This is a genomic window from Gemella taiwanensis (genome assembly GCF_054054385.1).
Genome location: NZ_JBSMTL010000006.1, coordinates 45141 through 70176 on the forward strand (window position 1 = coordinate 45141; position 25036 = coordinate 70176).

The window sequence follows — 25036 nt, forward strand, 5'->3', positions numbered from 1 at the left end:
TTTTGAGATACCCTTTTTATAATTATTTACACCTTACTAACCAATCTGTACAAATGCTCCACCAATGCTAGTATCATATGGGTCTGTACTTCTTTGATTCCAAATAGTATTAACATCATACCATCTTCCAGTAGTGTTAACATTATCTGGATCCATCGCTTTTGTTTTACCATTACTATATCCACTTAAAACAATAGCATGAGTCAATCCACCTCTTGCAAAAATTCCATTTCCTACAGCAGCGAATACAGGTTTTCCACTTTGAAGTGCAGCTATAAGTTGTTCTTTACTAGTAATAACTGAATAACTATATCCATAAGCATTGATAGCATATACTACCCCTTTACCTGATGTTCCTAACTCTCTAACGTTCATTTCATTTGTGTGATTATAAATCGTTTCAGCAACTGAAGTTGGTAGTACTTTTTGCCCTAATCCACTAAATACCATTGCTAATGATGTAGGTGCACATCCACTTTGTGCCATCGTTCCAATACCAAATCTTTTATTACGCCAACGGTAGTCTCCTTGATAGTATTGCGGCATATTTAAAGCTGCCGTAGTTTTATTGTCACCTTTAGAATAATTAGGAATCCATGCTCCATTACTTCCTACATAATAACGACCATTATCTACCCAGCTGTTTGTCGCCATTTTTCCATCAGCTCCTAGCCAGTAGTTTCCTGCCCATTTATTTCGTGCTAGTGTTCCATCTGTGTTGTAGTAGTACCATACGTTGGATTCTTTTACCCAACCTGTTTTCTTCTCTTCTTGGCGTTTAGCATCTTTTACCCATGCTCCATCATTTCCTACATAGTAACGATTGTTATCTACCCATCTGTTTGTTGCCATTCTTCCATCGGCTCCTAGCCAGTAGTTTCCTGCCCATTTGTTTCTCGCTAATGTTCCATCTGTGTTGTAGTAGTACCATGTGTTCGCTTCTTTTACCCAACCTTGTTTCTTCTCTTCTGGGCGCTTAGCATCTTTTACCCATGCTCCGTCAGTCCCTACATAGTAACGATTGTTATCTACCCAGCTGTTTGTTGCCATTCTTCCATCGGCTCCTAGCCAATAGTTTCCTGCCCATTTATTTACTACTAGACTTCCGTTATTGTAGTAATACCAAGCATTTCCTGACTGCACCCATCCTTGTTTTGTTGCGTTCGATGTCACTTGGTTTTGAGTTGCTGTAGCTTGACTTTGAGCTCCTTTTACCCATGCTCCGTTTGCTCCTACGTAGTAACGACCATTATCTACCCACGCATTTGTCGCCATTTTTCCATCAGCACCTAACCAATAGTTTCCTGCCCATGCATTTCTTACAAGTGTTCCTTTTTGATTATAGAAATACCATGCATTCCCAGTTTTCACCCAGCCTTGTGCAGCTTGAGCATCATTGCTAGCTACTGCATTGACAGCAATTGGTGTAGCTAATACAGTCAATAAACTTAATCCTAATTTCATTCTGTTATTCATTATAATGTATCCTTTCTCTTAATCCTTATTTTTTCTCAGTACTTTAACTAAAATCTCAAATCATTTTAAAAATATTTTTCGTTTAAAAAAGGTTATCTAGCTTTAGACAACCTTTTTTATCTTTACTTATAATATTCTACAATTCCGTCTACAATTCCATCCGCAAGCTTATCTTGATACTCATTAGTTTTAATCTTCTTCACTTCTTCTTGATTATCAATAAATCCTAATTCAACTAGAATTGATGGAATAGATGTTTCACGAAGGACAGCAAATGATGCACGTTTCACACCTCTGTCGTATGCTCCAGTTTTGTAAAGTAGATTTTGTTGAACTTTATTAGCTAATTTTCTACTTTTCTCTAACCTTTCAGGGTTGTTGTGATTTTCTTTATTTATCGCAGGAGTATATCCAGCTTCAGGTTTGTAATAATATGTTTCTATACCATAAGAAGCTCCTCTACCTCCAGCATTAAAATGAATACTTAAAAACATGTCCGCATTAGATTTATTAGCTTGATCAGCACGACTTACTAAACCTACATCTTTATCAGTATTTCTACTTGTTAATACTGAATAACCTAAAGAGGCAAGTCTACTACTTACTTTATTATATACGCTAAGAGTTAAATCTTTTTCTCTTACACCATTAGCGACTGCACCTGAATCACTTCCACCGTGTCCGGGATCTAAGAAAATAGCTCGTTTTGTGTTTTTATCTCTTGATGCATCTTTTACCCATGCTCCATTTGGTCCAACATAATAACGACCATTATCTACCCAACTATTAGTTGCCATTTTCCCATCAGCTCCTAGCCAGTAGTTTCCTGCCCATTTATTTCTCGCTAGTGTTCCGTCTGTGTTGTAGTAGAACCATGCGTTTGATTCTTTTACCCAACCTTGTTTCTTCTCTTCTGAGTGTCTAGCATCTTTTACCCATGCTCCATCAGTTCCTACATAGTAACGATTGTTATCTACCCAGCTGTTTGTTGCCATTTTCCCGTCAGCTCCTAGCCAGTAGTTTCCTGCCCATTTATTTCTCGCTAATGTTCCGTCTGTGTTGTAGTAGTACCAAACGTTAGAATCTTTTACCCAACCTTGTCTCTTCTCTTCTTGGCGTTTTGCATCTTTTACCCATGCTCCGTTTGCTCCTACGTAGTAACGATTATTATCTACCCATGCATTCGTCACCATTCTTCCATCGGCTCCTAACCAGTAGTTTCCTACCCATTTATTTACTACTAGACTGCTTTTATTATAGTAATACCAAGCATTTCCTGATTGCACCCAACCTTGTTTAGCTGTATTGGCTGATGCTTGATTTTGAGCACCTTTTACCCATGCTCCATTTGCTCCTACATAGTAACGACCGTTATCTACCCAAGCATTTGTCACCATTTTCCCATCGGTACCTAACCAATAGTTTCCTGCCCATGCATTTCTTACTAGCGTACCGTTTTGATTATAAAATGACCAAGAATTCCCGCTTTTTACCCAACCTTGAGCAGCCTGAGCATCATTACTAGCTACAGCATTAACCGCAATTGGCGTAGCTAATACAGTCAATAAACTTAATCCTAATTTAACCTTATTTTTTCTCATAAAATATTCCTTTAACTCCTACTCTAAAAATAAATATATTCCATATATTGTATTATATTTTCAACTATTTTTCAAAGAAATATAATAAATGTAACAGATTCTTAATATTACTCTCATTTTTATTGACACTTACTCTTACTTTTTATAAAATTAATATATAAAATTATAGGAAGGAATCGCTTTGCGAGAGAATTATACTATGACTAAAAAAATACTTGTTACAGGTGGAGCAGGATTTATCGGATCACACACTTGTATAGAATTATTAAACAATGGAAATGAAGTAGTTGTCGTTGATAACTTATATAACGCAAATAAAAAAAGCTTAGAAGTTGTAGAAAGAGTAACTGGTAAAAAAGTAACTTTCTATGAAGTTGATATCCGTGATGAAGCTAAATTAAACGAAGTATTCGAAAAAGAAGGAAATATCTATGGAGTTATTCACTTTGCTGGATTAAAAGCAGTTGGTGAATCTTGCCAATTACCTTTAAAATACTATGATAACAACGTTGCTGGAACTACAACTTTATGTCGTGTTATGGAAAAACATAACTGTAAGAATATAATATTCAGTTCATCAGCTACAGTATACGGAGATCCTCATGCATTACCAATCAAAGAAGATTTCCCATTATCTGTAACTAACCCTTACGGACGTACTAAACTAATCTTAGAAGAAATCTTAGGAGATGTTTACGCAGCCGATAACGAATGGAACGTAGTATTACTTCGTTACTTTAACCCTATCGGGGCACATGAATGTGGAGATATTGGAGAAGATCCAACAGGAATTCCAAACAACCTACTTCCATACGTTATGCAAGTAGCTGTAGGGAAATTAGAAAAAGTTAATGTCTTTGGTAATGACTTCGATACACACGATGGTACTGGAGTACGTGATTATATCCACGTAGTAGACCTAGCTCGTGGTCACGTAGCAGCCCTTAAAAAATTAGAAAAAGGTAGCGGACTATCTAAATATAACCTAGGAACAGGAATCGGATACTCTGTACTAGACATCATTAAGAGCGCTTCAGCAGCCGTTGGGCGTGACTTACCTTACGTTATCGCTCCACGTCGTGCTGGAGATATCGCAGCATGTTACGCTGATGCTACAAAAGCAAAAGAAGAACTTGGATGGGAAGCTCAATACGATGTAAAACGCATGTGTAAAGATTCTTGGAGATGGCAAAGTAAACATCCAAACGGTTTTGCTGGATAATATAATTTAATAAATGAATTAATATAAAATGAGTGCCTAAGTATTACTTAGACACTCGTTTCTTTTATTTAGAAATCACCATAAATGGTCCACCGACAGAATTATCTTCTGGCTCAAAACTTCTTTGTTGCCAAATCTCATCGATACTATACCATTTATTAGTTTTTTCTTGATTATCTGGATCTATCGCATGAACTTTTCCGTTTTGATATCCGCTTAAGATAATTGCATGTGTACCATTTCCTTTTACAAAAAGTCCATGACCAACAGAACCAAAAATAATATTACCTTTTTTCAATTCCGCCTTTAAATCTTCCTTAGAATTAATCACACGATAATTACATCCCCAGTGCTCAATTGCTGCAGCTGCTCCATCACTAGAAGTTCCTACAAACATAGTATTCATTTCTGTAGACGTATTATAAATATAATCAGCAACCTGCACAGGTGTAACCTCTTCTTTCAATACTGATAACACCATAGATAAAGATGTAGGAACACATCCTGATATTTTCATATTAGATATACCATATCTCTTAGATCCCCACCTAGCATCCGCTTGATAATATTGAGGAAGTTTCACAGGTTTCACAGATTCTTTACCTGTAGCATCATTCATTATGCTATCTTCTGAAGTAAAAGACTCCACTTTGTCCCTTTGTTCTTTTAGTAAATCTGCTTTAACATCACTAAAACTAGTCAACAATAAACTACCTACAAGAATCATACTTATTCTTCTCTTCATAAACCTGTCACCTCCTACATTTCGTCTAAATTTATTTATAATTATACTATTTTTAACTAACAAAAACAAATAGGAGTACCTCAAAACTGATAATTTTTTGAACTTAATCAGCTCAAAACACTCCTATATGTTTTATTGTATTCTATTTTAGAATAAGAAATAATATTTCTCTACTTATTCACACTATAATAATCTTTCTTCCAACTAAATCCTTTTACTAGCCCTACTAAAGTTCCCCATCCATAGCTAAAATGAACTAAGAATAGTAAAAATGGAATTAATAATAAAGTTGCATTAAACTTGTTATTAATTATAGTCATAATTGTAACAAGAACTGTAAATAATCCATAGGAAACTCCAAGAAGTATTGCGAATATCTTCGTTAATGGTAACATCAACAAACTAAAGATTATACCTAAAACAAAGACAAACGGTACAAAGTGGAAAATTGAGAAAGCCTTAGGGTATACATGACTCACTTTACCAATCCAATACCCATTAGAATACTTTTGTTTTAACATTCTTTTTACAGTAGGTCTAGTGTATTGATATGATAATATATCATTACTATATCGAATTTTATAACCATTTTTTCTAATTCTGTAATGCAATTCATTATCTTCTACACGTCCAACTTGTTCGTCTAATAAACCTATCTTATCAAAAATTTCTTTTCGATACATTCCTTGGAATACAGAACTTACATATTTTTTAGAAGTTTCTTTTCGATAATTAGCTATACCACTACCAAACATATTTTCTTCAACTAGCAACAGCGTTTTACTTAAAGCATCCTCATTTTCTATAATATTAGGTCGTGGTCCACCACAAACATCTTCTCCACTTTCTATAACTTTAACATTATTTTCTATAAAATTCTCCGTTATATGTGAGTGACAATCTACCTTAAGTATACATTCTCCCCTCGCAGCTCGAATCCCAACATTCATACCCGCTGACAAAATAACCTTAGGATTTTTCAGTAAAACTACATTAAAGAAATCATGATTACTCTCTTTAAATTCTTGTAAAATAGCCCAGCTATTATCCTTCGACATTCCATCAATAAAGATAAGTTCGATATTCTCATGATTATATGTTTGATTTTTAAAATCTTCAATTAATCTTGGTAAAAATTTTTCTTCATTTAAAAGTCCGATTACAACCGAAACTAACATAATTTTCTCCTTACCAAAAAGGAAGCTAGATTAAAATAACCTAGCCACATCCTTTTTTTATCTATCTTTTCTTCCTAATTTTTCATTAGCACTGAACATTATACTTGCAATAGATTCTCCCCAATACGGAGCTGTTGCATAGTTAACATTCATTCCTCGTGCTTTATTTCCTAAGTATGCACCATTTGCTGGATATCCTGTGTTACTTAAGTAGTTACGGTCAATCCAACGTGCTGCACCTAGAATACCGCTATCTACATCATCAAATTTTGTCGCAGAAGTATAAGGTGTGCTATCGTAAGCAGCAATTCCAAAGAAATTATTTTTATCTTTAGCTATTTTACTTCTTCCCCATGCACTCTCAAGGGCACTATGAGCAACTAAGTAAAGTGCATTAACTCCATATCTTTGTTCAGCAGCCTTAAATGTAGCACCTTTTCCAGCAAGCTTACTATCATTAGCTCCCATCAAACTATACAATCTGTTGATATCAGCAGCAGTATAGTTAGATCTTGATTTTAAATTAGAAAATTGGAAAGGATGATCTAATTTAAATGATCCAAAGTTAATTCCATCAGCAGAATAATAAGATTTTCCTACTTGCATATTTGGATTGTGGTAAGCTACCATTACCCTGTTGTACGCTGAATATCTGTGATATACATATTTACCATCACTTATATAGTCAGGGATGAATGTTGTACTAGAGTTAACAGCTGCAACTTGTCCTGAATTTACATAACCTGTAATTCCAGCTACTTGTACAGGGATTCTTCCATTCGCAGTAGCTCTGTTATCTCTAAATAAGATTGTATCTTTTGAAACGTGAGATAAGATTCTACCATTAGCATCATATACAGGAATATATAGTGAAGTTACTTTGTAGTATCCAGAATAAGAAGTGTTAGTCGCATTCTCAGATTTAGAAGCTGTTCTGTCTTCTCCTTTTACCCATGCTCCATTGTTTCCTACATAATAGCGATTGTTATCCACCCAACTATTTGTTGCCATTCTTCCATCGGCTCCTAACCAGTAGTTTCCTGCCCATGCATTTCTCACTACTGATCCATTTTTATAGTAGTACCAAGAACCGCTCTCTTTTTGCCATCCTGACTTGTTTGAATAGTTTTTAATCCATACTCCATCAGTTCCTACATAGTAACGATTGTTATCTACCCAGCTGTTTGTTGCCATTCTTCCATCGGCTCCTAGCCAGTAGTTTCCTACCCATGCATTTCTCACTACTGATCCATTTTTATAGTAGTACCATGCATTTCCTTCTTTCACCCAACCACTTTTTACTGTTGTAGTGTTTTGAGCTCCTTTCACCCATGCTCCGTCAGTCCCTACATAGTAACGATTATTGTCTACCCAGCTATTTGTTGCCATTCTTCCATCGGCTCCTAGCCAGTAGTTTCCTGCCCATGCATTTCTCACTACTGATCCATTTTTATAGTAGTACCATGTATAGCCTTCTTTCACCCAACCACTTTTCACTGTTGTAGTATGTTGAGCTCCTTTCACCCATGCTCCGTCAGTTCCTACATAGTAACGACCTCCATCTACCCAAGCATTTGTCGCCATTCTTCCATCGGCTCCTAGCCAGTAGTTTCCTATCCAAGCATTCGCTACGACCTTCCCATGGTTATAGAAGTACCAAGCATTACCAACTTTTGTCCAACCTTGTTTAGTTTCACTCGCTGTTGTTTGGTGTTGAGCTCCTTTTACCCACGCTCCGTTACTTCCTACGTAGTAGCGACCCCCGTCTACCCAAGCGTTTGTCGCCATTCTTCCGTCGGCTCCTAGCCAGTAGTTTCCTGCCCATGCGTTTCTTACTAATGTTCCATTTTGATTATAAAGATACCAGGCATTACCACTTCTTACCCAGCCTTGTGCTGCTTGAGCGTCATTACTTGCTACTGTATTAACTGCGATCGGTGTAGCTAGTACTGTTAACACTCCTAATCCTAATTTAAGTTTATTTCTTCTCATTCTTAATATTCCTCTGTACTCATATTTATGCACTAATAATTATACCATATTCCCAGTATATTTAAGGTTACAAATCGGTTATTTTTTATTACATATATATTACAAAATAGCAAGAAATATTATTACTTAATCTCCATAATAAAAAAGAATGGAGATTATTTCTCACATTCTTCTTTTAGTATTTCTTCTAATTTTTTATAATCTTTAACACTATCAATTTCATAGATACTATTAGGTTCTAATTCTTCTACATAAACATCTAATTTTTCGATATTATCTTTAACCATGTTATCCCAGTATAAGTTCATAAATTCATTGCTCTCATAAGCTTTATCGATAAAACTTACAATTTTCTCTGCAGTTTTCTCATCCCAGAAAGACACGCCACTCAGGATTCTTCCTGCTTTACTATCTACAATAATATCTTGAACTTTATAATCATCTCCATAGATTAAGAACCACTCGTTTTCACAATCTTCACGATACACGCTGAAATATGTTGAACGATCTATATCCGCTCTAAACATATTTTTAAATAAATAGTTATCCGCGTCGATTACATAACTATCTGCCAAGTACTCTTTTACTAAGTATAGCGAATAAAAATTATTGTACTCAGAATATTTTTCATTAAATACAAGATTTACATTGTACTTCTCTTTTAAATAATCGAATTGCTCATGTAGATAACCGACAACTACGATTATCTCATCTATTCCTTTTTCTTTTAAAAACTCTATTTGATACTCCACGAGAGGCTTATCTTTAACTTTTATCAAAGCCTTTGGAGTATTATCCGTCATAGGTCTAAGACGCGTTCCTAAACCTGCGGCTAATATAATCGCTCTCACTATTTTGTTACTCCTCTCTCACGATAACATACACCCCTAATATTATAATAAGTGATGTTACTACTAATTGCACATTTACTGCTAATCCTACAAAAATCATAGAAAATATTATTGTCCAAACAACATAACTAACATTTAGCCCAGTTGCTTTCGCTGGTTCTAATCTATTAATAGCCATGTAATATAAAATATAAGATACCATATTACTCACAACGAAGAAAACAATAAGTCCTCCGAATTTAACATCAAGACTAGTTTCAATTCCTAATCCGTTAAATAAAATTATTACTAAATACGCTAAAAATGATGTCACCTGACGAATTAATAACGTCTCAAGCTCATTTAAATTATTTTTCATCGCGTATGAACTTAGAACACTCTCGCTACCCCATGCAATAGCACAAATCAACGCAAACATAAATCCAAGGTAGAATGATTCAACCTGTTCACTCTTATAACTTTGGATAAAAATACCAACAATAATTAGCGCTATACCAATAATAGTTTTTGATGAAACTTTATTTTTTAAAAATATCACAGCTAGTATTACCGACACCGCTGGATAGATAGCTGTTATCGAAGAAGTAAGACCACTTCCTATATACTTCACCGCATATAAGTTACATTGCATTCCAATAGGCCCGGCAAGAAGCGCACCTATAATAACACTAATGCTTTTTATATTCGTAAAAATTTTAAAATTGATTCGTTTATACTTAACTAATATAATCGCCAAAAGGACAAAAATACTAATAAAATCATGGATTACCGCGACTGCAAAAGGCGAAACATTATACAATGAAAATATATACGCACTTATTGCAAGACCTAATCCCCAAAACAACCCTGATAATAAACCTGCTGATACACCTATTTTATTTTTCATAACTTTCTACATACTCTTTCAAATTTTTTAATGCTCTTAAATATCTGTCTTTTCCATAAGTTCCAAAGTCTGCACCTTGTTCTTCTTTATAAATCGTCCACAGACTCCATAAGAAGTCTTGAAGTATTTTATAAACCATAATCTTCGCTACGCTAACAGGAGTATTTTCACTAAAATAATATTTGAAAAACTCACCTTCTTCAGCCTTTCTGAAATTAGATTCTAAAAATAACGCAGCTAAATCCCACATTGGATCATTCATTGAAGAATACTCCCAATCAATAAGATACACTCGACCATTTTCATCTTCGATAAAATTCTCAGGAACAAGATCAATATGACATGATTTCTTGTCCACACCAATTTCTTCTAGGTGTTTCTGTAAAGAGAATATTTTCTCCCTTATCTTGTCATAATAAGGATAATTAATATTACCTTCTATCAAGTCCTCATATTTTCTAATCTCATCAAAAATTTTAAATTCACCTTCAAGAATTTTTCCAGAACTGTGCACTTTTTTAAGAATATTAGCAACATCCTCTTTTTTTGATTTTAAATAATGCGCATCAAAAGTAGTCGCATTTTCAATATATTCATTTACTTTGATTCCAGATTCAATATCAAAAATATAATTTTTAACATCTAGTTCTAAATCCGCAAGATTTGCAAGATTATTTTTCTCCGCAATCCTGTTGATTAACTTATCCGTCCCTTTACCAAAGAATTTAACTATATATTTATTATTTGTTGTTTCTACTAGGTAATTACTATTAGTCATACCTCCTAGTTGCTCTACTTTTACTATTTCTTCTGATTCAGTAAGTAATTTTTTTATCTTACTTTTTATTAATTGTTTCAATGTAAAACCTCTTTTCAACATTACAATATTACTTATCATTATAACATAAAATATGATAACTCATAGTCTTTTTACTATATTTTTTCAATATAATAAAATTAGGATAAAATAAACATTCTATCCTAAACTCAATTTCTAAAATATATTAAACAGCTTTTATAAGCTTCTTTTCAATAACAATTATTAATTGTTTTATAAGATACGCAAAAATAATGCTAACTAATAATACAACAACCGTATAGATTACATCATTAACTGGCGATGAAATAAAAAACTTACCAAGATAATGCATAACTAAACCATGTAACATATATATTTCAAATGATATATTTCCTAAAAAATCCAGATATTTATTCGAAAAGTTAAATTTATTTGTTAACAATAAAAAATACACTACGAAAACCATTGTACACAGATTCCCAACTATTCCGTAATAAACATACTTATTTGTAATTCCAATATTTTTCATAATAGCTTCATAATGATGAAATGCGTACATCAGTATACTAAATGTAACTAGAAAAACAAAATAATCTTTCTCAATAAATTTATCTATAGAAATCCTATTTTTCATCCAAAATACACCTAATAAGAATGCCATTATACTAACATATTCCCAATCCCCGTGATTCTGATACACTTTCCAAAAAATATAAACTAATGTCAAAACTGTTAGCATATAAAACGAACTTTTTGAATCTTTCATTTTAAAAGAAACATAGAAAATAACATATAGAACTATTATACTATTGACAAATCAACCATTATAAATTATATTGCTGTGGTCTTTCCAAAAAGATAAGAAAAAATCTACATTAACAACTTCTCCTAATGTCGCTCTATAAAATACATAAATAACTATAAAAACAGTAAACGGTATAAATATTCTACAATCTTTTTCTTAAAAAGTTTTCCTTATTATTTACATTGTTACTATACTGAAAATACAGTCCATAACCAGATAGAAAGAAAAACAAAGCAACAATATATCTTCCCATATATTCAAAATTCGAAAAATTTTCACCAGTAGTAATTTTTTGAGAGACATGATGAAAAATTATAAATAAAGCTAAAAGACCTTTTAGGGATTTCGTTGATTTATTACTTAAATAATAAACATCTGTTTTCGGTATAAGATAAACAAATAATGAAATTAATAATAATATAAAAATATCCACTATGTTCTCCTTTTTAAAATCTTAAAAATATCATTTGAATTAAAATTTATATGGGAGTGACTCAAAAATCGTGATTTCGTAGAAATCGATTTTTTTAGAGTCACCCCCGCACAGTTTATTAGATATCTAAAAAGCTTTTATAAAGCGATTTTAGATATCAATAAACCACTACGTCTATGAGTTTTCATGTAAACTTTTTTTAAAAATCTAGTCTTTTGGGTCATTCCCAATATTCTTTCAATTCTTCAGCACTTACCATTGTAACATAAAATTCAATAATTCAAAGTAATAATATCACTTAATTTAAACATCACAATATTTAAAGGTGACTCATAAATCTTTCTTAGTAGTTTTCATGAATCACCCTATTAATTTTATTCTATTATTTTAGTTGATTGATAGCAGAAATAATCTTTTCTATATCTCCCACTTAAACACAGTTTTAAAGGCTGTATTCAAATCAGTTGCGAACACCCTATGAATGTCTTTAATATTTCTCACAGGTTGCTCAAGTTCAATAATATTCTTAAATCTTCTTTCGAATTTCTTGTTACTAAGCATCTCAATAGCTTTCTCGAAGTCGATTCTACCAGAACGTGATGAACCTATTAGTGTTAGTCCTTTTTCTAAGATGTCACGTGTGTTGATATTTACTTTGTATTCACTAACTCCCATTAGTACTAAGCTTCCTTGTGGTTTGATGTATTTGATTATGTCGTTTATCGCATAACCACTACCATCTCCACCGCAGCATTCTATACCATGATCGAAAGTCAAGTCTTCAGGAATATCATCTGTAATGTATCTTTCTTTTGCGAAACTGAATAGTTCTAATTTCTCCCAGTGTCGACCTATTACGATTATCTCACACTCTGGAAGAGTGTAGTTTATTATGTTCGCCATAACATAAGCTAGACTTCCATCACCAATTATCGCTATTCTATCTTTTTTACTATGTGAATTCTTTAAGAATCTATCCATAGCGTGCATACCTACACTTATGAACTCTGTAATAGCCGCTACAGAATCTTCCACTCCATCATAAGCTACTACTCTATCTTTAGGTAGAGCTACAAACTCTCTCATAAATCCATCGAAACCACTTGATAGGAAGTGTGTTCCTGGCATGTAGTTTTCATAAAACTCTTCATCACTTTGTCTTGGTGGTTGGTTAGGTATCATTACTACCTTTTGTCCTACTTTATACGTTCCTGTTGGATCTGCGATTACTATCCCTGCGCACTCGTGAATAAGTGCCATAGGTAGTTTTTTAGCCAGTACCTTTGGATCTCTTTTCCCTTGGTAGTATCTTTGGTCTGCGTGACATAGTGCCATATAGTTTGGACGGATGATGATTTTATCACCATCGTTTATATTCTCTTCGTTGTACTTTACATTAATAAACTTCGGTTTAATTAATTGATATATTTGATTTATCATATTACTCGTCCTCTATCATACTCTTAGCTATCTTAAGGTCAGTTACTGTAGTTATTTTGATATTTGAGTATTCTCCCTTAGCTAGTGCTACTTTTTTCCCTTTTATAACGAATATCTTACATGCATCGGTAAGTATTTGTTTTTCTTCTTTATCTAATGAGTTATATAGGTTTAGGAAATCTAAACATTTGAAACTTTGAGGTGTTTGACCTTGGTAGTAGTGAGCTCTATTAGGAATACTAGAGATATATTCTCCATTTGTACTTTCAACGATTGTGTCTACTGCCTCTACTACTGTATCTACCGCATCACTTTCTTTAGCTAGGCGTATGTTGTCTTTAATAATTCTTAGTGTGATGAATGGGCGAACTGAATCGTGTGTTATGATAATATCCTCATCAGTCAAAGGTTTGTATTCATTAATTCTATTAATAATGTTTTCAATAGTTGTATTTCTATCAACCCCACCAGGCGTAATAATGATTCTATCAGCAAACGCTGAAACATATTGTTCTACTAAGTCTTCAGCATGAGATACCCAATCTTCATGAACACCGACTACGATTTTTTCGATTTCAGGTTCTAATAAGAACTTCTCGATTGTGTGAATAAGAATTGGTTTTTCACCTAATTCTAGGAATTGTTTTGGCATATTGCTTATTCCCATTCTAGTTCCTGTTCCACCAGCTAATATTCCTGCGTATATCATTTTATTCTCCTTTAAAATCTATTTTTCAATATATTATCTATTTTATTATATCATAGAAAAACTATAAACATCAAAAATCTTCTATCTAGTCTGATTATTATAAGCCAATAAATTGAAAATATGTTATAATGTTAAATAGAATTTTAGAAAGGATTTCTTTTTATGAAAAACATAAAAGTTAATGCATTAGCAAGCTTAATGGTTAATGTACTAAACATAGTATTTCCATTAATCACTAATCCTTACTTAACTAGAATACTTAGCAAATCGAACTATAGCTATTTCAACACAGCAAATACCTGGGCTAGTTTTGTAATACCTCTTGCAGCCTTTGGTATATACAACTATGGTATTAGATCGATAAGTAAAGTTAAAGATGATAAAAACAAAATTAACTACGTATTTTCAAAATTATTTTATATATCAGTAATTACTTCGATAGCTATAACGGCTTTATATTTTATATTCATTAGCGTAGGGACACATGAAACTGAAAATTTAAAGATTTTATACTATATACTTGGAATTCAAGCTCTATTTCAATTCTTAAATATTGAATGGATGAATGAAGCGTACGAAAACTACACATTTATTCTATATAAAACACTATTTATTAGAATAGCGATGTTAGTGTCAATTTTCGCTTTTGTAAAAACAGAAGATGATATTATACCGTATGCAATTATAATGAGTGCTACTACAATTTTAAATTATCTACTAAGTTTCTTATGGATAAAAAAAGAAGTTGCATTTGTTAAGATTGATATTAAAGACCTATTAACATCTACAAAAGCACTAACAACAATGTTATTATTAGCAAATGCGAATATGCTTTATACATTACTTGATAGAATGTTTATAACAAAAAGTCCCGATGAAAACTATATTTCATACTACACTATAGCATCGAGCATAGTGATGCTTATAGCTGGGGTTCTTAGCGGTGCATTAAATGTCAGCCTTCCTAGATTAGGTTATTACTTAGGGAAAAAAGATCATGACTCATATGAATATCTAATTAGACAAGGTTCTTCCCTATTCTTCTTCTTAATGATACCTACAAGTATAGGGATAATGATTCTAGGAACATATGCGACTGTTATTTATTCATCAGATAAATACTTAGAAGCAGGAATAGTAACGAGTATCTTCGCCATTAGAACTATTATTTGGGCTATTGAGATGATATTAGGAAAACAAATTATATTTATCAACGACTTCGAAAGTAAACTAACATCATTTTACTTCATCGGTGGTGGATTGAATGTAATATTAAATTCTACATTGTACTTCTGTAATATTTTCAAACCTGAATATTATATCGGAACAACAATTTTTGCTGAAGGACTAGTAGTATTATTAGAAATACAGTTTATCAAAAAACATAAGTTGATTAACTTGTCATCTGTATTTTCTTCACTGTATAAATACCTTGTAGTATCACTTGGATTTATACCAATTTACTTCGTAACTAAATTACTATTCTGTGTTCATTCTTACGAAATAACATTAAGCATGCTTCTTATGGTTTGTACAGTCATAGCAATCTGTGGAATTTATTATTTAGTTGCTCTAATAATATTAAAAGATTCAACAATAAACTATGCGATAAATATGGTTAAAGGGAAAATTAAAAAGAGTTAATAAGGAGTATTTATGAAACTTTTAAAAACAATAATTATAACAACACTATTATTTATAACTTTTCTGCCAACATCATATGCTAAAGCTAATGATAAATTACATATTATTACCGTAGCTGAATGGTCAGATGCTATGATTCTTGAAAGCAACGGACATTACGCTATGATTGATACAGGAGAAGATTTCTCATATCCAGATGGTTCAGACCCTAGATATCCTGATAGAGAAGGAATAACAAAAGACAAAAAGAAAATCACCCAAGATAGGTTATTCGCTCATATAAAACAGTTGGGAATTAAAAAGTTTGATTTTATTATTATAACTCATGCACATTCAGATCATGTTGGTTCTGCACATGACGTACTAAAATCTATCTCAACAGAAAAACTATACATTAAAAAATATAGTGATGATAGAATTTCTGATAAAACAAGACTTTGGGATAATTTATATGGATACGAAAGAGCATTAAAGGCAGCAAAAGAAACTAATACTGAAATTATTCAAGATATCTCTGAAAAAGATTCACATCTGACTCTTGGAGATATTAAAATAGATTTACTAAATTATGAAAATGAATTCGAAAGTGACGGTTCTTTAAAAAAAGTATATGATGACAACTTGAATTCTATCTTGGCAATAGTAAACATTAATAATACTAGAATTTTCCTAGGTGGAGATTTAGAAAATACTGAAAGACACCTTGAAGAAAAATATGGCCCATTAATCGGTCAGGTAGATGTTATGAAATTTAATCATCATGTAGAAACAACAAAATCAAATACAAAAGAATTTGTAGATAAACTTAACCCTAAAAAAATTATTAAAACAGGTATTAGACCTGTAGAAGAAAAATATGCCGAGTATCTAAAACAAAAAAATATTAGTATTATAAATGCAGGTCAGCTAGACAGAGCAGCAATTTCTTTAGAGTTTAATAATGGAGAAGTAAAAGATATTTCTAATGATTATCCTCACTATGGGTTTTATAATGAAAACAATACATTAAAATTTAAAAATTGGAAAAATGAAGACCCTGAAGATGGTTGGACACAGCACAACGATAATTGGTACTATTTCTTTGATTCAGGTACTGTTGCGGTAGGCTGGAAATATCTTGATAACAAGTGGTTTTACTTTAACGACGATGGCTCTTTAAAAACAGGTATAGTTAAAGATAATAATAATGTCTACTATATAGATAAAAATAACGGAATGTTAACAGATTCTTGGAAAGAAATTGATTCAACTTCTAAATATTATTTCAAAAAAGATGGAAGAGCAGCAAAAAGTGAATGGGAAAACTTCTATCATTTTGAAGCTGACGGAACTTTAAGTAAAAACAAATGGATTGGTTTTCTTCATGTGAATAACGAAGGAAAAATAAGTTTCTCTGATTATAAAAACTATCCATTATTCATAATATCATTATTAATAATTTGTTATTTAGGATATAGCATTAAAAACAAAAAGCAGCGTGATTCTTAAAATCACGTTGCTTTTTTAATTGAAAATACTTGATTTCTTATTTGTTTTATCGGGAAATTAAATATATTTTGGGATAATATTATACTCAAAATAATCGCAATCACAAGAAAAGTTATTTTCCCTTTTACACCACAATGGAATATATTAGAAATTCCAAATAGTTTATTCAATGTATAATATATGTGCATATGCCAAAAATAAACATTTATAGAATTTTTTCCCATATCTGTAATCGAGCCAAGTCTTCTATTAGGCACAAGCATTACAAGGGAAAAACCTATACTAAAAGATATGATATAACTAGCTAATCTCACTAATGGAGCATAGCTCATTATCCTTGGGAAAAATGGATTTCTCCCTGTAAACAGATATCTTAGCCCATATATTCTATCAACTTCATAAATACATAACCCTAACCAAACTAGAACTATAAGTCCTGCTAAGAATTTATATTTAGAATTTTTATCTTTAAAACTTACAATATCGAAGTTTTGTAATAATACCCCACTCAAAAAGAATGGGAAAAATATTATTATCCTTGATATGTATAGGAAGTCTCCTATTCCTGGATCATACCCTACAAAACAAGCCAATACAATCGAAAACACTAAAATATATTCCTTGTTCTGTTTCTCAATTATTTTTAAAATTACCATATATGCCGCCAAGGCAAACATAAACCATGAAAGTCCACCATCCCATAGCAGGAAAAATTCAACCTTCACTGTCCCAAGTAACCTTTCCACAATTGCCGAAACTATTTTATAAGAAAAACCAATACTTATAAAAAATATAGCTTTGGCTGTAATATTCTTATTCTTAAACATCAATCCAGCTATAAAAATAAACAGCGGAATATGAAACGAATAAATAAATAAAAATATACTATCATAAATATTAGATAAACCAGTAAATTGATCTACAAAATGTCCTATCACAACACACGTTACAAGAAAAAACTTCAGATTATCCCATAATGCTATTCTATTTCCCATAATATTATCCTCTAACTTACTTTCCTTTATGTAAAATAACCTCAGCTAACTCTGCATCTCCCTGCTTATAAATTGGATTTTCTTTCCAATTATAATTAGTATTCGGTGTTTCAAAATCTTCTCCATATAGAGTTCTTAGATACTCCTGTGTATTATTAGGAATCTTTACTTTCTTACCTTTAAACTCACATTCTTTTAAATCTGAGAATGGAATTTCATAGTGATACACCTCATAGCGAGTAGGTTTCCCTAATGCATTTGTCATAAAAAATATTGTATCTGAAGATACCTTATCATTTTCTTTTTTATAGATAATAAAATCTACATTAAGCCCTTTATAACTATAAGATAATTCAACTAAATTTTTATTGAAATAGAATTCTTTAGTTCTGTTAAAACCATTATTAATAAGATGTTTTTCTATCACTTCAAATTCTTCAAAACTTGAAATTTGAACTCCGAAATCCATATCTAAATCATGGCTTATAAAATCATTTTCTCGGTAATAACCTAATAACGTTCCAAAGTCCAACCAAATATTATAATCCTTCAAATCAGAACTATAAACAACATTTAGAATTCCCTCAAAGTTTTCTTTTAGCAAATTACTTCTTTTAGAATCTAATTCAATATTAGCTTTTTCATTTAATTTTTTTATTAAAGGGAGGTTTTTAACCACATCTTTTTTATCACCTAAAAAACTAGCTAAACTCCTCTTGAGCCATTGCAACATATTACTTCTCCTTTTTCATATACGCTACAAAATCATCATGTTGTATTCTTTTTTCCACTGGTGGTATTTCCATATAATCAGAACCATAAATTGTAGTTAGAATATGATCATATTCTTTAGGAATATTATAAATTCTATCTTCAAATTTACATTCAACTACTTCATCCAAAGTCTTAGAGTCTATCTTTGTACTGTATTTTTTAGATTCCATCAAGTAATCGATAAACTCACTATTGCTGTCAATTGTAGAATAAGCATTAAGCTTTCTGTTCCAACTTTTTACACTAGTTAATCTAAACACTACTAATAGTACATAGCGAATAATATTCTTAATACCCGCTTCTTTATTTCTTATACCATACAAAGTATATACAGAAAGTCGACGATACATATCTAATTTAGTAACTTCTTTGTTTATATCTTTATAGTTATCAAAAGGAAATACATCCACGCAAATCCCTAATTCTATATCATTTTGTATATAATTATTCTCATAGACAGTTCTACTATCATATACTCTATAAAATGGATAAGGATATCTAGAATCATTTTCCCATGAAACAACTTTATAGACACTATCATTATCTTCTAATATTGCTTGATATAAACTATCATACTCATTTCTTTTCAATGCAATATCAACATCGTCATCCCAAGGAATAAACCCTTTGTGCCTTACTGCACCTAGCAAACTTCCATAAGCTAAAGAATAATTTATTCCTTTTTTCTTACAGATATTATGAATATAGTCCATAACACCTAATTCTATCTCTTTAATTTCATTTGCATCTAATTTTTTAAAATTACTCCTGTCAGTACTCACAACAGAATAGTAATAACCAGCCATTAAGAATAGCGTAATACCTAATAATGAGATACCATAAAATGTAGAACTTAAGAATAAATTAGACACTAATATTACTACCAATATCATAAACATTGATAATAAATCTTTATTAACTAAATCTTCTTTTTTATCCCTAAATAATCGTTTTACCATTGATGTGAAAAATGATAATACAAATATTCCCATTGAAATAAATCCTGCAATTCCATTATAAAATAGAATTTCTAAATATCCATTGTGAGTAAGATAGTGTTCTCTTATTATATACTCATCTGGATTCTTCTCTTTACCAATTTCATACCAGTTTCCACCTGAGTAACCAAAAATAGGTTTTTTAGGTACGAAAGATACTGTAGATTTCCAAATTGCAAACCTGTTGTTAGAAATATTTTCTTCACTTGTATCAGTTCTTTCTAAAGAAAGATTGTTATCTTTATTTTCTAACTTCTTATCTTGAGCTTCTAATCTTTCTTTGTTGTATTTTAAATATTGCTCACTAGTGAAATTAACAGCTTTATAACTGAATAATACAACTACAATTGCCATAACTACTTTTAACAGCGATTTAGCATTTCCTTTTTGATAAAACATCACTATTGAATAAATAACTGATACTAAGAACATACAGATAAATGCTGTTCTTGAACCAGATAAGACGATATAGATAAAATTCAATGCAATAGTTGATGAAGATAAATATTTATAATTTTTCTTAAAATCACATATTTTTGACACTAAAAATATAATTACAATTAGAGAAACTAATGATAAAAAGTTTGGACTTGCTAAAATACCAAATAATCTAGACTCTACAAACCCTTGTCTAATATACAATCCTTTATAGTCATGTACTCTGTAACCTTTCAGTAATACGAATTGAATTAATGAAACTAATACGCCGAAAGTATTAAGTACAGTAACTGTATAGAAAAAGTAATTATATAATTTTTTACCCTCTTCTCTAGTAATTCCTGTAAATATAGGGAATACTGTTAAGAAATAAATATAAAATATTAACGTATTTTTAATATTTGTAGAATACCCATACGATATCACTAGAATGCTAGTAATAATATTAAAAGCAAAAAACAGCAATAAGTATTCTATTGTTTTTATCTTCAAATAAACTTTTTTTATGAATAAATTATACGTCGCTAAAAAAATTCCAAGTAACGTCATTCCTCCTGCAACAATCTTATTTGCTGACATAAATTGTAATGGTACTATTAAGCCACACATACAATAAATCGCAACTATTAAAATAAATGCCAAATTTATTTTAAAATAATTTTTTTCTATTAGCTTTAACATACTCTGATTAATATCCTCTCTTCTCTATTATTTTTCTATATAGATTTCTATTCAATAATAAGGATACGAATCCAATTTTTCTACCTTTTGTAAATAATGAATCTTTTAGTATATCCCTACTATGATTTTTTAAATACGATATTAACTTGTTTTCTAATTTTTTATCGTTGTATTCCTTATCTAACAATAATCTATCCAACACATAGAAATATGCCCAATTCATTCTCATTTGAGCTACATTTTTTAATTCTGGATACTTTTCTAAAATAATCTTCCTATTTTGTTCATAAGCTTCTATTACATTTAAAAACTTAAGCGAAAATTTCTGAGTAGTAATACTATTTTCTCTATGAACATAGTAATATTTTTTCTCATTTGTCGCTACCACTACATTGCATTTATCAAGAAGTTTTATCATAATAAATGCATCTTCAGCAATTTTCCCAATTTCAAATTTCAAATCTGAAAATAAACTCTTCTTATATAACTTATTAACAGCTGTAACAGATAATATTTTAGCTTCCATAACCATTTTAATGGCATCTTTAGAACTTAGTTCCCATGTTTTCTTATCAGCTACTTGTGCTTCAGGAACATTATTATAAACATCGTAGTGTCCACACATAGACAAATCTGCATTTGCTTTTGTTAGATTGTTCATCAGCACTTCATACATATCTTCATCAATATAATCATCACTATCTATAAAGCCAATCAACTCGGCTTCAGCTTCATCTATACCAACATTCCTCGCGTCAGATAAGCCACCATTCTCCTTATGAATTACTCTAATCCTATCATCTTTCTTTGCAAGTTCATCACAAAGTTGCCCACTGTTATCAGTAGAACCATCATTTACTAAGAGAATCTCTAAATTTTTATATGTTTGATTGATTATTGAGTCAACACAACGCTCTAGGTATTGTTCTACATTGTATACCGGTACTATTACACTAATTTTTTCGTCCATAATATTCCCCTTTATACTTAAGATAACTATTTTCCATATCCGCTATAACTGCGTCATGATGTGGCATTTGTTTTTCTTTTGGTGGAGGTGTCATATAATCTCCAAATGCTGTTTTCAGATAAATATCATACCCCACAGGTATAGGCATTTTAGTATTTTCAAAATCTATAAAGATATTGTCTTCGAATGCTTCAATCGGATATTTTTTCTTCATATATCCTGGACCTGTACAAAGTTCTGTTATTCCATCACTTTCTTCTAGAGTGTATTTCGTCATCTCTTTTTCAGCTTTTTTCCAAATTTTATAACGTAATTTCCCAGGTGTTAAACCTAAAAGAATCTTGCTACCCCATTTCATAATTGCACCATGTTTTTCTGGGATAGTTTGAGCACAGAATAGTGAATAAATCAATGCCCAACGAACTTGTTTTTTTCTATCCGCTTCATTTTTAGGATAGTAATCCAAAGGAATAACATCTAACGCTAAACCATGTGGCATATCTAAATCTTGCTGATATGGTTTTATACATGTTGTTTCTCTATCACGAATCGTGATAAATAAGTTTCTATCAACGAAATTACTGTCACTTTTTGATAAGAAATATTGTTCTTTGGCATGCTTTTTCCAAAGTTCTGGAAGTTTTTCATAATCTTTTCTAGGCATGAAAAAATCTAAATCATCATCCCAAGGGATAAATCCTTTATTCCTTAGGCCACCAATAGCTCCACCACCACAAAGATAACAAAGTAAGTTATGTTCTTTACAAAATTCTACAAAATATTCAGCCATCTCTAAGCTTTTATTCTGTATTTCTTTTAAACTACTCACCTACTACCTCCTCGACTATTTCCTTGAAGTTTTCAATAATAACAGCTACATCTTCATCACTAAGTCTAGTGTGTAGAGGTAATGTTATTTCTTTTACATAGTAATTATATGCATTAGGATAGTTTTCAATGTCAAATCCTAAGTTTTTATACGCAGTTAATAACGGTAGTGGTTTATAGTGAACATTACAGCTAATTCCTCGCTCTGCCATTTTTACAATTATTTCACCACGTTGTTCAAATGTAGCACCTTCAACATGAGTTATATACAGGTGTCCACAAGATTTATAGTCTTCTGAACTGTGACTTAGAGCTGTAATTCTTGTCCCTTCAAATCCTTTATTGTACTGACTAATAATATTCTCACGACGTTCTAAAAGTTTAGGATAACGATCTAGTTGAACTAGTCCAATAGATGCTGCGATATCAGTTAAATTACATTTATATCCAGGAATAACTATATCATATTCCCAAGATCCAGCTTTTGTCTTAGCTAGAGCATCTTTAGTTTGCCCATGAAGAGAATATATTTGATATTCTCTATATAATTCTTCATTATCAAAGTTTTCATTTTCTTTCCAAGTCACGCTTCCACCTTCAGCAGTAGTGAAGTTTTTCACAGCGTGGAATGAGAATGTAGTAAAGTCAGCCACAGAACCAATTTTCTTACCTTTATAAGCACTTCCTAAAGCATGTGCTCCATCGGCTACAACAGCTACTCTACCAAGTTTTTCTTGATATTCACTATTAGCTTTGAATAAGTGTTTCTTACTTTCAACAACTTCGAAAATTTTGTCATAATCACATGGAATACCTGCTAAATCAACAGGAATAACAGCTTTAGTATTCTCAGTAATAGCATCAGCTAAAGCATCATAATCCATTTCGTGACTATCTTCAGCGATATCAACAATAACAGCCTTCGCTCCAACGTGATAAATCACACTACAAGAAGCTGTGTAAGTCATCGCAGGAACGATAACCTCATCACCTTCACCAATACCTAGAACACGTAATGTTAATTCTAACGCTGCAGTTGCAGAATTTAGACAAACAGTTTTCGGTGTATCCGTAAATTCTGATAGTCTTCTTTCTAATTCTTTTGTCTTAGGTCCAGTTGTAATCCATCCTGATTTTAAAGTGTCTATTACTTCATTTATTTCTTCTTCACTAATATCTGGTGGAGAAAATGGTATATTATATTTTTTCATCTCAAACTCCTAATTATTTGTTTCTACTCTTTCTAATAAAAAAACACAAGAGACTAATAATGTGGAAGGCCTCTTGTGTTTCTTGATCGAATTATCTATTATTATACAATACAATCTATTTTAATCAATTAAAAAGCCTTAATCTCATTATATTCTATTTAATTACCGCTAAAGCAGTTCTTATCATTATTTTAATATCATTTATAACACTGAATTCTTCAATGTACTTTAAGTTATACTTCATCTTATCTGGAAGAATTTCCTCCACATAGATTTCATCTACACTTCGTCCGCTTCCTTTGAATTTCTCGATAACTTCATCTTCATCCTTGTATTCGATACTCGCTGGAGAAGTTATCCCCGCAGGAAGTAACAATGTAGCATTCATTTCATCAGTGTATTTATTTACATACTTCGCAACTTCAGGTCTTACTCCAACAAAACTCATATCACCTACAAGTACGTTGATAAGTTGTGGAAGTTCGTCAACACGCAATTTGCGAAGCTTGTGTCCTACTTTACTTATACGAGGATCATTTTGCTGAGTAACAGCTGTTCCAAGCTTATCCGCATCTTTAACCATAGTTCTGAACTTAAAGATTCTAAAAGTTCTGCCATATGTCGTTATACGCTCTTGCCTGTAAAACACAGGACCTTCACTATCAAGTTTTATCCAGATAGCTATTCCCAAAATTATTGGTGATAAAGGAATAAGCAAAATTAATGCCAGCACCTTATCAAAAAGTAATTTCAGAAATAACGATATCTTCTTCTTTTCTATCGAAGCTCTATACTTTTTTACCGCTTCTGTTTCAAATCTATTATCAATGTTCATCTTTCACCTTACTTATTTAACTGAATATTTATAAACA

General features: G+C 31.5%; 22 protein-coding genes. 3 read left to right on the forward strand and 19 right to left on the reverse strand.

Annotation, left to right across the window (positions count from 1 at the left end):
- Nucleotides 1–36 precede the first annotated feature (36 nt).
- Together ACWOA3_RS05825 and ACWOA3_RS05830 are read right to left on the reverse strand one after the other, a co-directional pair.
- A complete protein-coding gene (locus tag ACWOA3_RS05825) occupies nt 37–1476 on the reverse strand; it encodes a C39 family peptidase (protein WP_456884627.1) in 1440 nt (479 codons plus the stop codon).
- Between the two features lie 122 nt (nt 1477–1598).
- A complete protein-coding gene (locus ACWOA3_RS05830) occupies nt 1599–3077 on the reverse strand; it encodes an N-acetylmuramoyl-L-alanine amidase (protein ID WP_456884629.1) in 1479 nt (492 codons plus the stop codon).
- Between the two features lie 199 nt (nt 3078–3276).
- On the opposite strand from ACWOA3_RS05830, the gene galE reads away from it, so the two are divergent.
- Nucleotides 3277–4299: a UDP-glucose 4-epimerase GalE gene (galE, locus tag ACWOA3_RS05835; protein WP_456884630.1), complete on the forward strand. Its 1023-nt coding sequence runs from the start codon at nt 3277–3279 to the stop codon at nt 4297–4299.
- 64 nt (nt 4300–4363) lie between these two features.
- On the opposite strand, the gene ACWOA3_RS05840 is transcribed toward galE, so the two are convergent.
- The 10 genes from ACWOA3_RS05840 to ACWOA3_RS05885 form a co-directional block, all read right to left on the reverse strand.
- A complete protein-coding gene (locus ACWOA3_RS05840) occupies nt 4364–5044 on the reverse strand; it encodes a C39 family peptidase (RefSeq protein WP_456884632.1) in 681 nt (226 codons plus the stop codon).
- 170 nt (nt 5045–5214) lie between these two features.
- On the reverse strand, nt 5215–6222 hold the full coding sequence (locus tag ACWOA3_RS05845) for a glycosyltransferase family 2 protein (RefSeq protein ID WP_456884634.1): 1008 nt from the start codon (nt 6220–6222) through the stop codon (nt 5215–5217).
- 57 nt (nt 6223–6279) lie between these two features.
- On the reverse strand, nt 6280–8214 hold the full coding sequence (locus tag ACWOA3_RS05850; protein ID WP_456884636.1) for a glucosaminidase domain-containing protein: 1935 nt from the start codon (nt 8212–8214) through the stop codon (nt 6280–6282).
- Between the two features lie 155 nt (nt 8215–8369).
- Nucleotides 8370–9065 (reverse strand): sugar phosphate nucleotidyltransferase, encoded by a 696-nt coding sequence (locus ACWOA3_RS05855; protein WP_456884638.1) that lies wholly within the window; start codon nt 9063–9065, stop codon nt 8370–8372.
- Nucleotides 9066–9072: 7 nt separating this feature from the next.
- Nucleotides 9073–9951: a DMT family transporter gene (locus tag ACWOA3_RS05860; RefSeq protein WP_003147758.1), complete on the reverse strand. Its 879-nt coding sequence runs from the start codon at nt 9949–9951 to the stop codon at nt 9073–9075.
- Nucleotides 9941–10810 carry a phosphotransferase family protein gene (locus tag ACWOA3_RS05865; protein ID WP_003147757.1) on the reverse strand — a complete coding sequence of 290 codons (870 nt, stop codon included), beginning with the start codon at nt 10808–10810 and terminating at the stop codon, nt 9941–9943. Before ACWOA3_RS05865 ends, ACWOA3_RS05860 begins: the two co-directional genes overlap by 11 nt.
- Nucleotides 10811–10955: 145 nt before the next feature.
- Nucleotides 10956–11555 carry an acyltransferase family protein gene (locus tag ACWOA3_RS05870; protein WP_456884694.1) on the reverse strand — a complete coding sequence of 200 codons (600 nt, stop codon included), beginning with the start codon at nt 11553–11555 and terminating at the stop codon, nt 10956–10958.
- A gap of 142 nt (nt 11556–11697) precedes the next feature.
- The gene (locus ACWOA3_RS05875) at nt 11698–11988 is read right to left on the reverse strand and encodes an acyltransferase family protein (protein ID WP_456884641.1); all 291 of its coding nucleotides are present in this window, start codon (nt 11986–11988) and stop codon (nt 11698–11700) included.
- Nucleotides 11989–12405: 417 nt separating this feature from the next.
- Nucleotides 12406–13428, reverse strand: coding sequence for a ribitol-5-phosphate dehydrogenase (locus ACWOA3_RS05880; RefSeq protein ID WP_456884643.1), 1023 nt, complete (start codon nt 13426–13428; stop codon nt 12406–12408).
- A 1-nt stretch (nt 13429) separates the two neighbouring features.
- Nucleotides 13430–14137 (reverse strand): IspD/TarI family cytidylyltransferase, encoded by a 708-nt coding sequence (locus ACWOA3_RS05885; protein ID WP_456884645.1) that lies wholly within the window; start codon nt 14135–14137, stop codon nt 13430–13432.
- Nucleotides 14138–14299: 162 nt separating this feature from the next.
- Between ACWOA3_RS05885 and ACWOA3_RS05890 the strand changes: the two genes are divergently transcribed.
- Nucleotides 14300–15781, forward strand: coding sequence for an oligosaccharide flippase family protein (locus tag ACWOA3_RS05890; RefSeq protein ID WP_456884647.1), 1482 nt, complete (start codon nt 14300–14302; stop codon nt 15779–15781).
- A gap of 12 nt (nt 15782–15793) precedes the next feature.
- Nucleotides 15794–17269 carry an MBL fold metallo-hydrolase gene (locus ACWOA3_RS05895; protein WP_456884649.1) on the forward strand — a complete coding sequence of 492 codons (1476 nt, stop codon included), beginning with the start codon at nt 15794–15796 and terminating at the stop codon, nt 17267–17269.
- Nucleotides 17270–17271: 2 nt separating this feature from the next.
- On the opposite strand, the gene ACWOA3_RS05900 is transcribed toward ACWOA3_RS05895, so the two are convergent.
- From ACWOA3_RS05900 to ACWOA3_RS05930, 7 genes are all read right to left on the reverse strand, one after another.
- Complete coding sequence (locus ACWOA3_RS05900) at nt 17272–18264, reverse strand: acyltransferase family protein (RefSeq protein WP_456884651.1); 993 nt, start codon at nt 18262–18264, stop codon at nt 17272–17274.
- Nucleotides 18265–18280: 16 nt separating this feature from the next.
- Complete coding sequence (locus ACWOA3_RS05905; RefSeq protein ID WP_456884653.1) at nt 18281–18997, reverse strand: LicD family protein; 717 nt, start codon at nt 18995–18997, stop codon at nt 18281–18283.
- A 1-nt stretch (nt 18998) separates the two neighbouring features.
- Nucleotides 18999–21053, reverse strand: coding sequence for a LicD family protein (locus ACWOA3_RS05910; protein ID WP_456884655.1), 2055 nt, complete (start codon nt 21051–21053; stop codon nt 18999–19001).
- A 109-nt stretch (nt 21054–21162) separates the two neighbouring features.
- Entirely contained in the window at nt 21163–22125 is a 963-nt protein-coding gene (locus ACWOA3_RS05915; protein WP_456884657.1) for a glycosyltransferase family 2 protein, read from the reverse strand.
- Nucleotides 22109–22954, reverse strand: a complete 846-nt coding sequence (locus ACWOA3_RS05920) for a LicD family protein (RefSeq protein ID WP_456884659.1) — start codon at nt 22952–22954, stop codon at nt 22109–22111. Before ACWOA3_RS05920 ends, ACWOA3_RS05915 begins: the two co-directional genes overlap by 17 nt.
- Nucleotides 22947–24164, reverse strand: coding sequence for a DegT/DnrJ/EryC1/StrS family aminotransferase (locus tag ACWOA3_RS05925; protein ID WP_456884660.1), 1218 nt, complete (start codon nt 24162–24164; stop codon nt 22947–22949). Before ACWOA3_RS05925 ends, ACWOA3_RS05920 begins: the two co-directional genes overlap by 8 nt.
- 154 nt (nt 24165–24318) lie before the next feature.
- Nucleotides 24319–24999: a sugar transferase gene (locus ACWOA3_RS05930; RefSeq protein ID WP_456884662.1), complete on the reverse strand. Its 681-nt coding sequence runs from the start codon at nt 24997–24999 to the stop codon at nt 24319–24321.
- Nucleotides 25000–25036 lie beyond the last annotated feature (37 nt).

Excerpts from the sequence above, each read along its gene's own strand:
- ACWOA3_RS05925 (WP_456884660.1), bottom strand. The coding sequence starts at position 24,164 with ATGAAAAAATATAATATACCATTTTCTCCACCAGATATTAGTGAAGAA.
- ACWOA3_RS05845 (WP_456884634.1), bottom strand. The coding sequence starts at position 6,222 with ATGTTAGTTTCGGTTGTAATCGGACTTTTAAATGAAGAAAAATTTTTA.
- ACWOA3_RS05830 (WP_456884629.1), bottom strand. The coding sequence starts at position 3,077 with ATGAGAAAAAATAAGGTTAAATTAGGATTAAGTTTATTGACTGTATTA.
- ACWOA3_RS05860 (WP_003147758.1), bottom strand. The coding sequence starts at position 9,951 with ATGAAAAATAAAATAGGTGTATCAGCAGGTTTATTATCAGGGTTGTTT.
- ACWOA3_RS05900 (WP_456884651.1), bottom strand. The coding sequence starts at position 18,264 with ATGGGAAATAGAATAGCATTATGGGATAATCTGAAGTTTTTTCTTGTA.
- ACWOA3_RS05885 (WP_456884645.1), bottom strand. The coding sequence starts at position 14,137 with ATGATATACGCAGGAATATTAGCTGGTGGAACAGGAACTAGAATGGGA.
- ACWOA3_RS05840 (WP_456884632.1), bottom strand. The coding sequence starts at position 5,044 with ATGAAGAGAAGAATAAGTATGATTCTTGTAGGTAGTTTATTGTTGACT.
- ACWOA3_RS05825 (WP_456884627.1), bottom strand. The coding sequence starts at position 1,476 with ATGAATAACAGAATGAAATTAGGATTAAGTTTATTGACTGTATTAGCT.
- ACWOA3_RS05890 (WP_456884647.1), top strand. The coding sequence starts at position 14,300 with ATGAAAAACATAAAAGTTAATGCATTAGCAAGCTTAATGGTTAATGTA.
- ACWOA3_RS05895 (WP_456884649.1), top strand. The coding sequence starts at position 15,794 with ATGAAACTTTTAAAAACAATAATTATAACAACACTATTATTTATAACT.
- ACWOA3_RS05910 (WP_456884655.1), bottom strand. The coding sequence starts at position 21,053 with ATGTCAGCAAATAAGATTGTTGCAGGAGGAATGACGTTACTTGGAATT.
- ACWOA3_RS05880 (WP_456884643.1), bottom strand. The coding sequence starts at position 13,428 with ATGATAAATCAAATATATCAATTAATTAAACCGAAGTTTATTAATGTA.
- ACWOA3_RS05850 (WP_456884636.1), bottom strand. The coding sequence starts at position 8,214 with ATGAGAAGAAATAAACTTAAATTAGGATTAGGAGTGTTAACAGTACTA.
- ACWOA3_RS05930 (WP_456884662.1), bottom strand. The coding sequence starts at position 24,999 with ATGAACATTGATAATAGATTTGAAACAGAAGCGGTAAAAAAGTATAGA.
- ACWOA3_RS05915 (WP_456884657.1), bottom strand. The coding sequence starts at position 22,125 with ATGGACGAAAAAATTAGTGTAATAGTACCGGTATACAATGTAGAACAA.
- ACWOA3_RS05905 (WP_456884653.1), bottom strand. The coding sequence starts at position 18,997 with ATGTTGCAATGGCTCAAGAGGAGTTTAGCTAGTTTTTTAGGTGATAAA.
- galE (WP_456884630.1), top strand. The coding sequence starts at position 3,277 with ATGACTAAAAAAATACTTGTTACAGGTGGAGCAGGATTTATCGGATCA.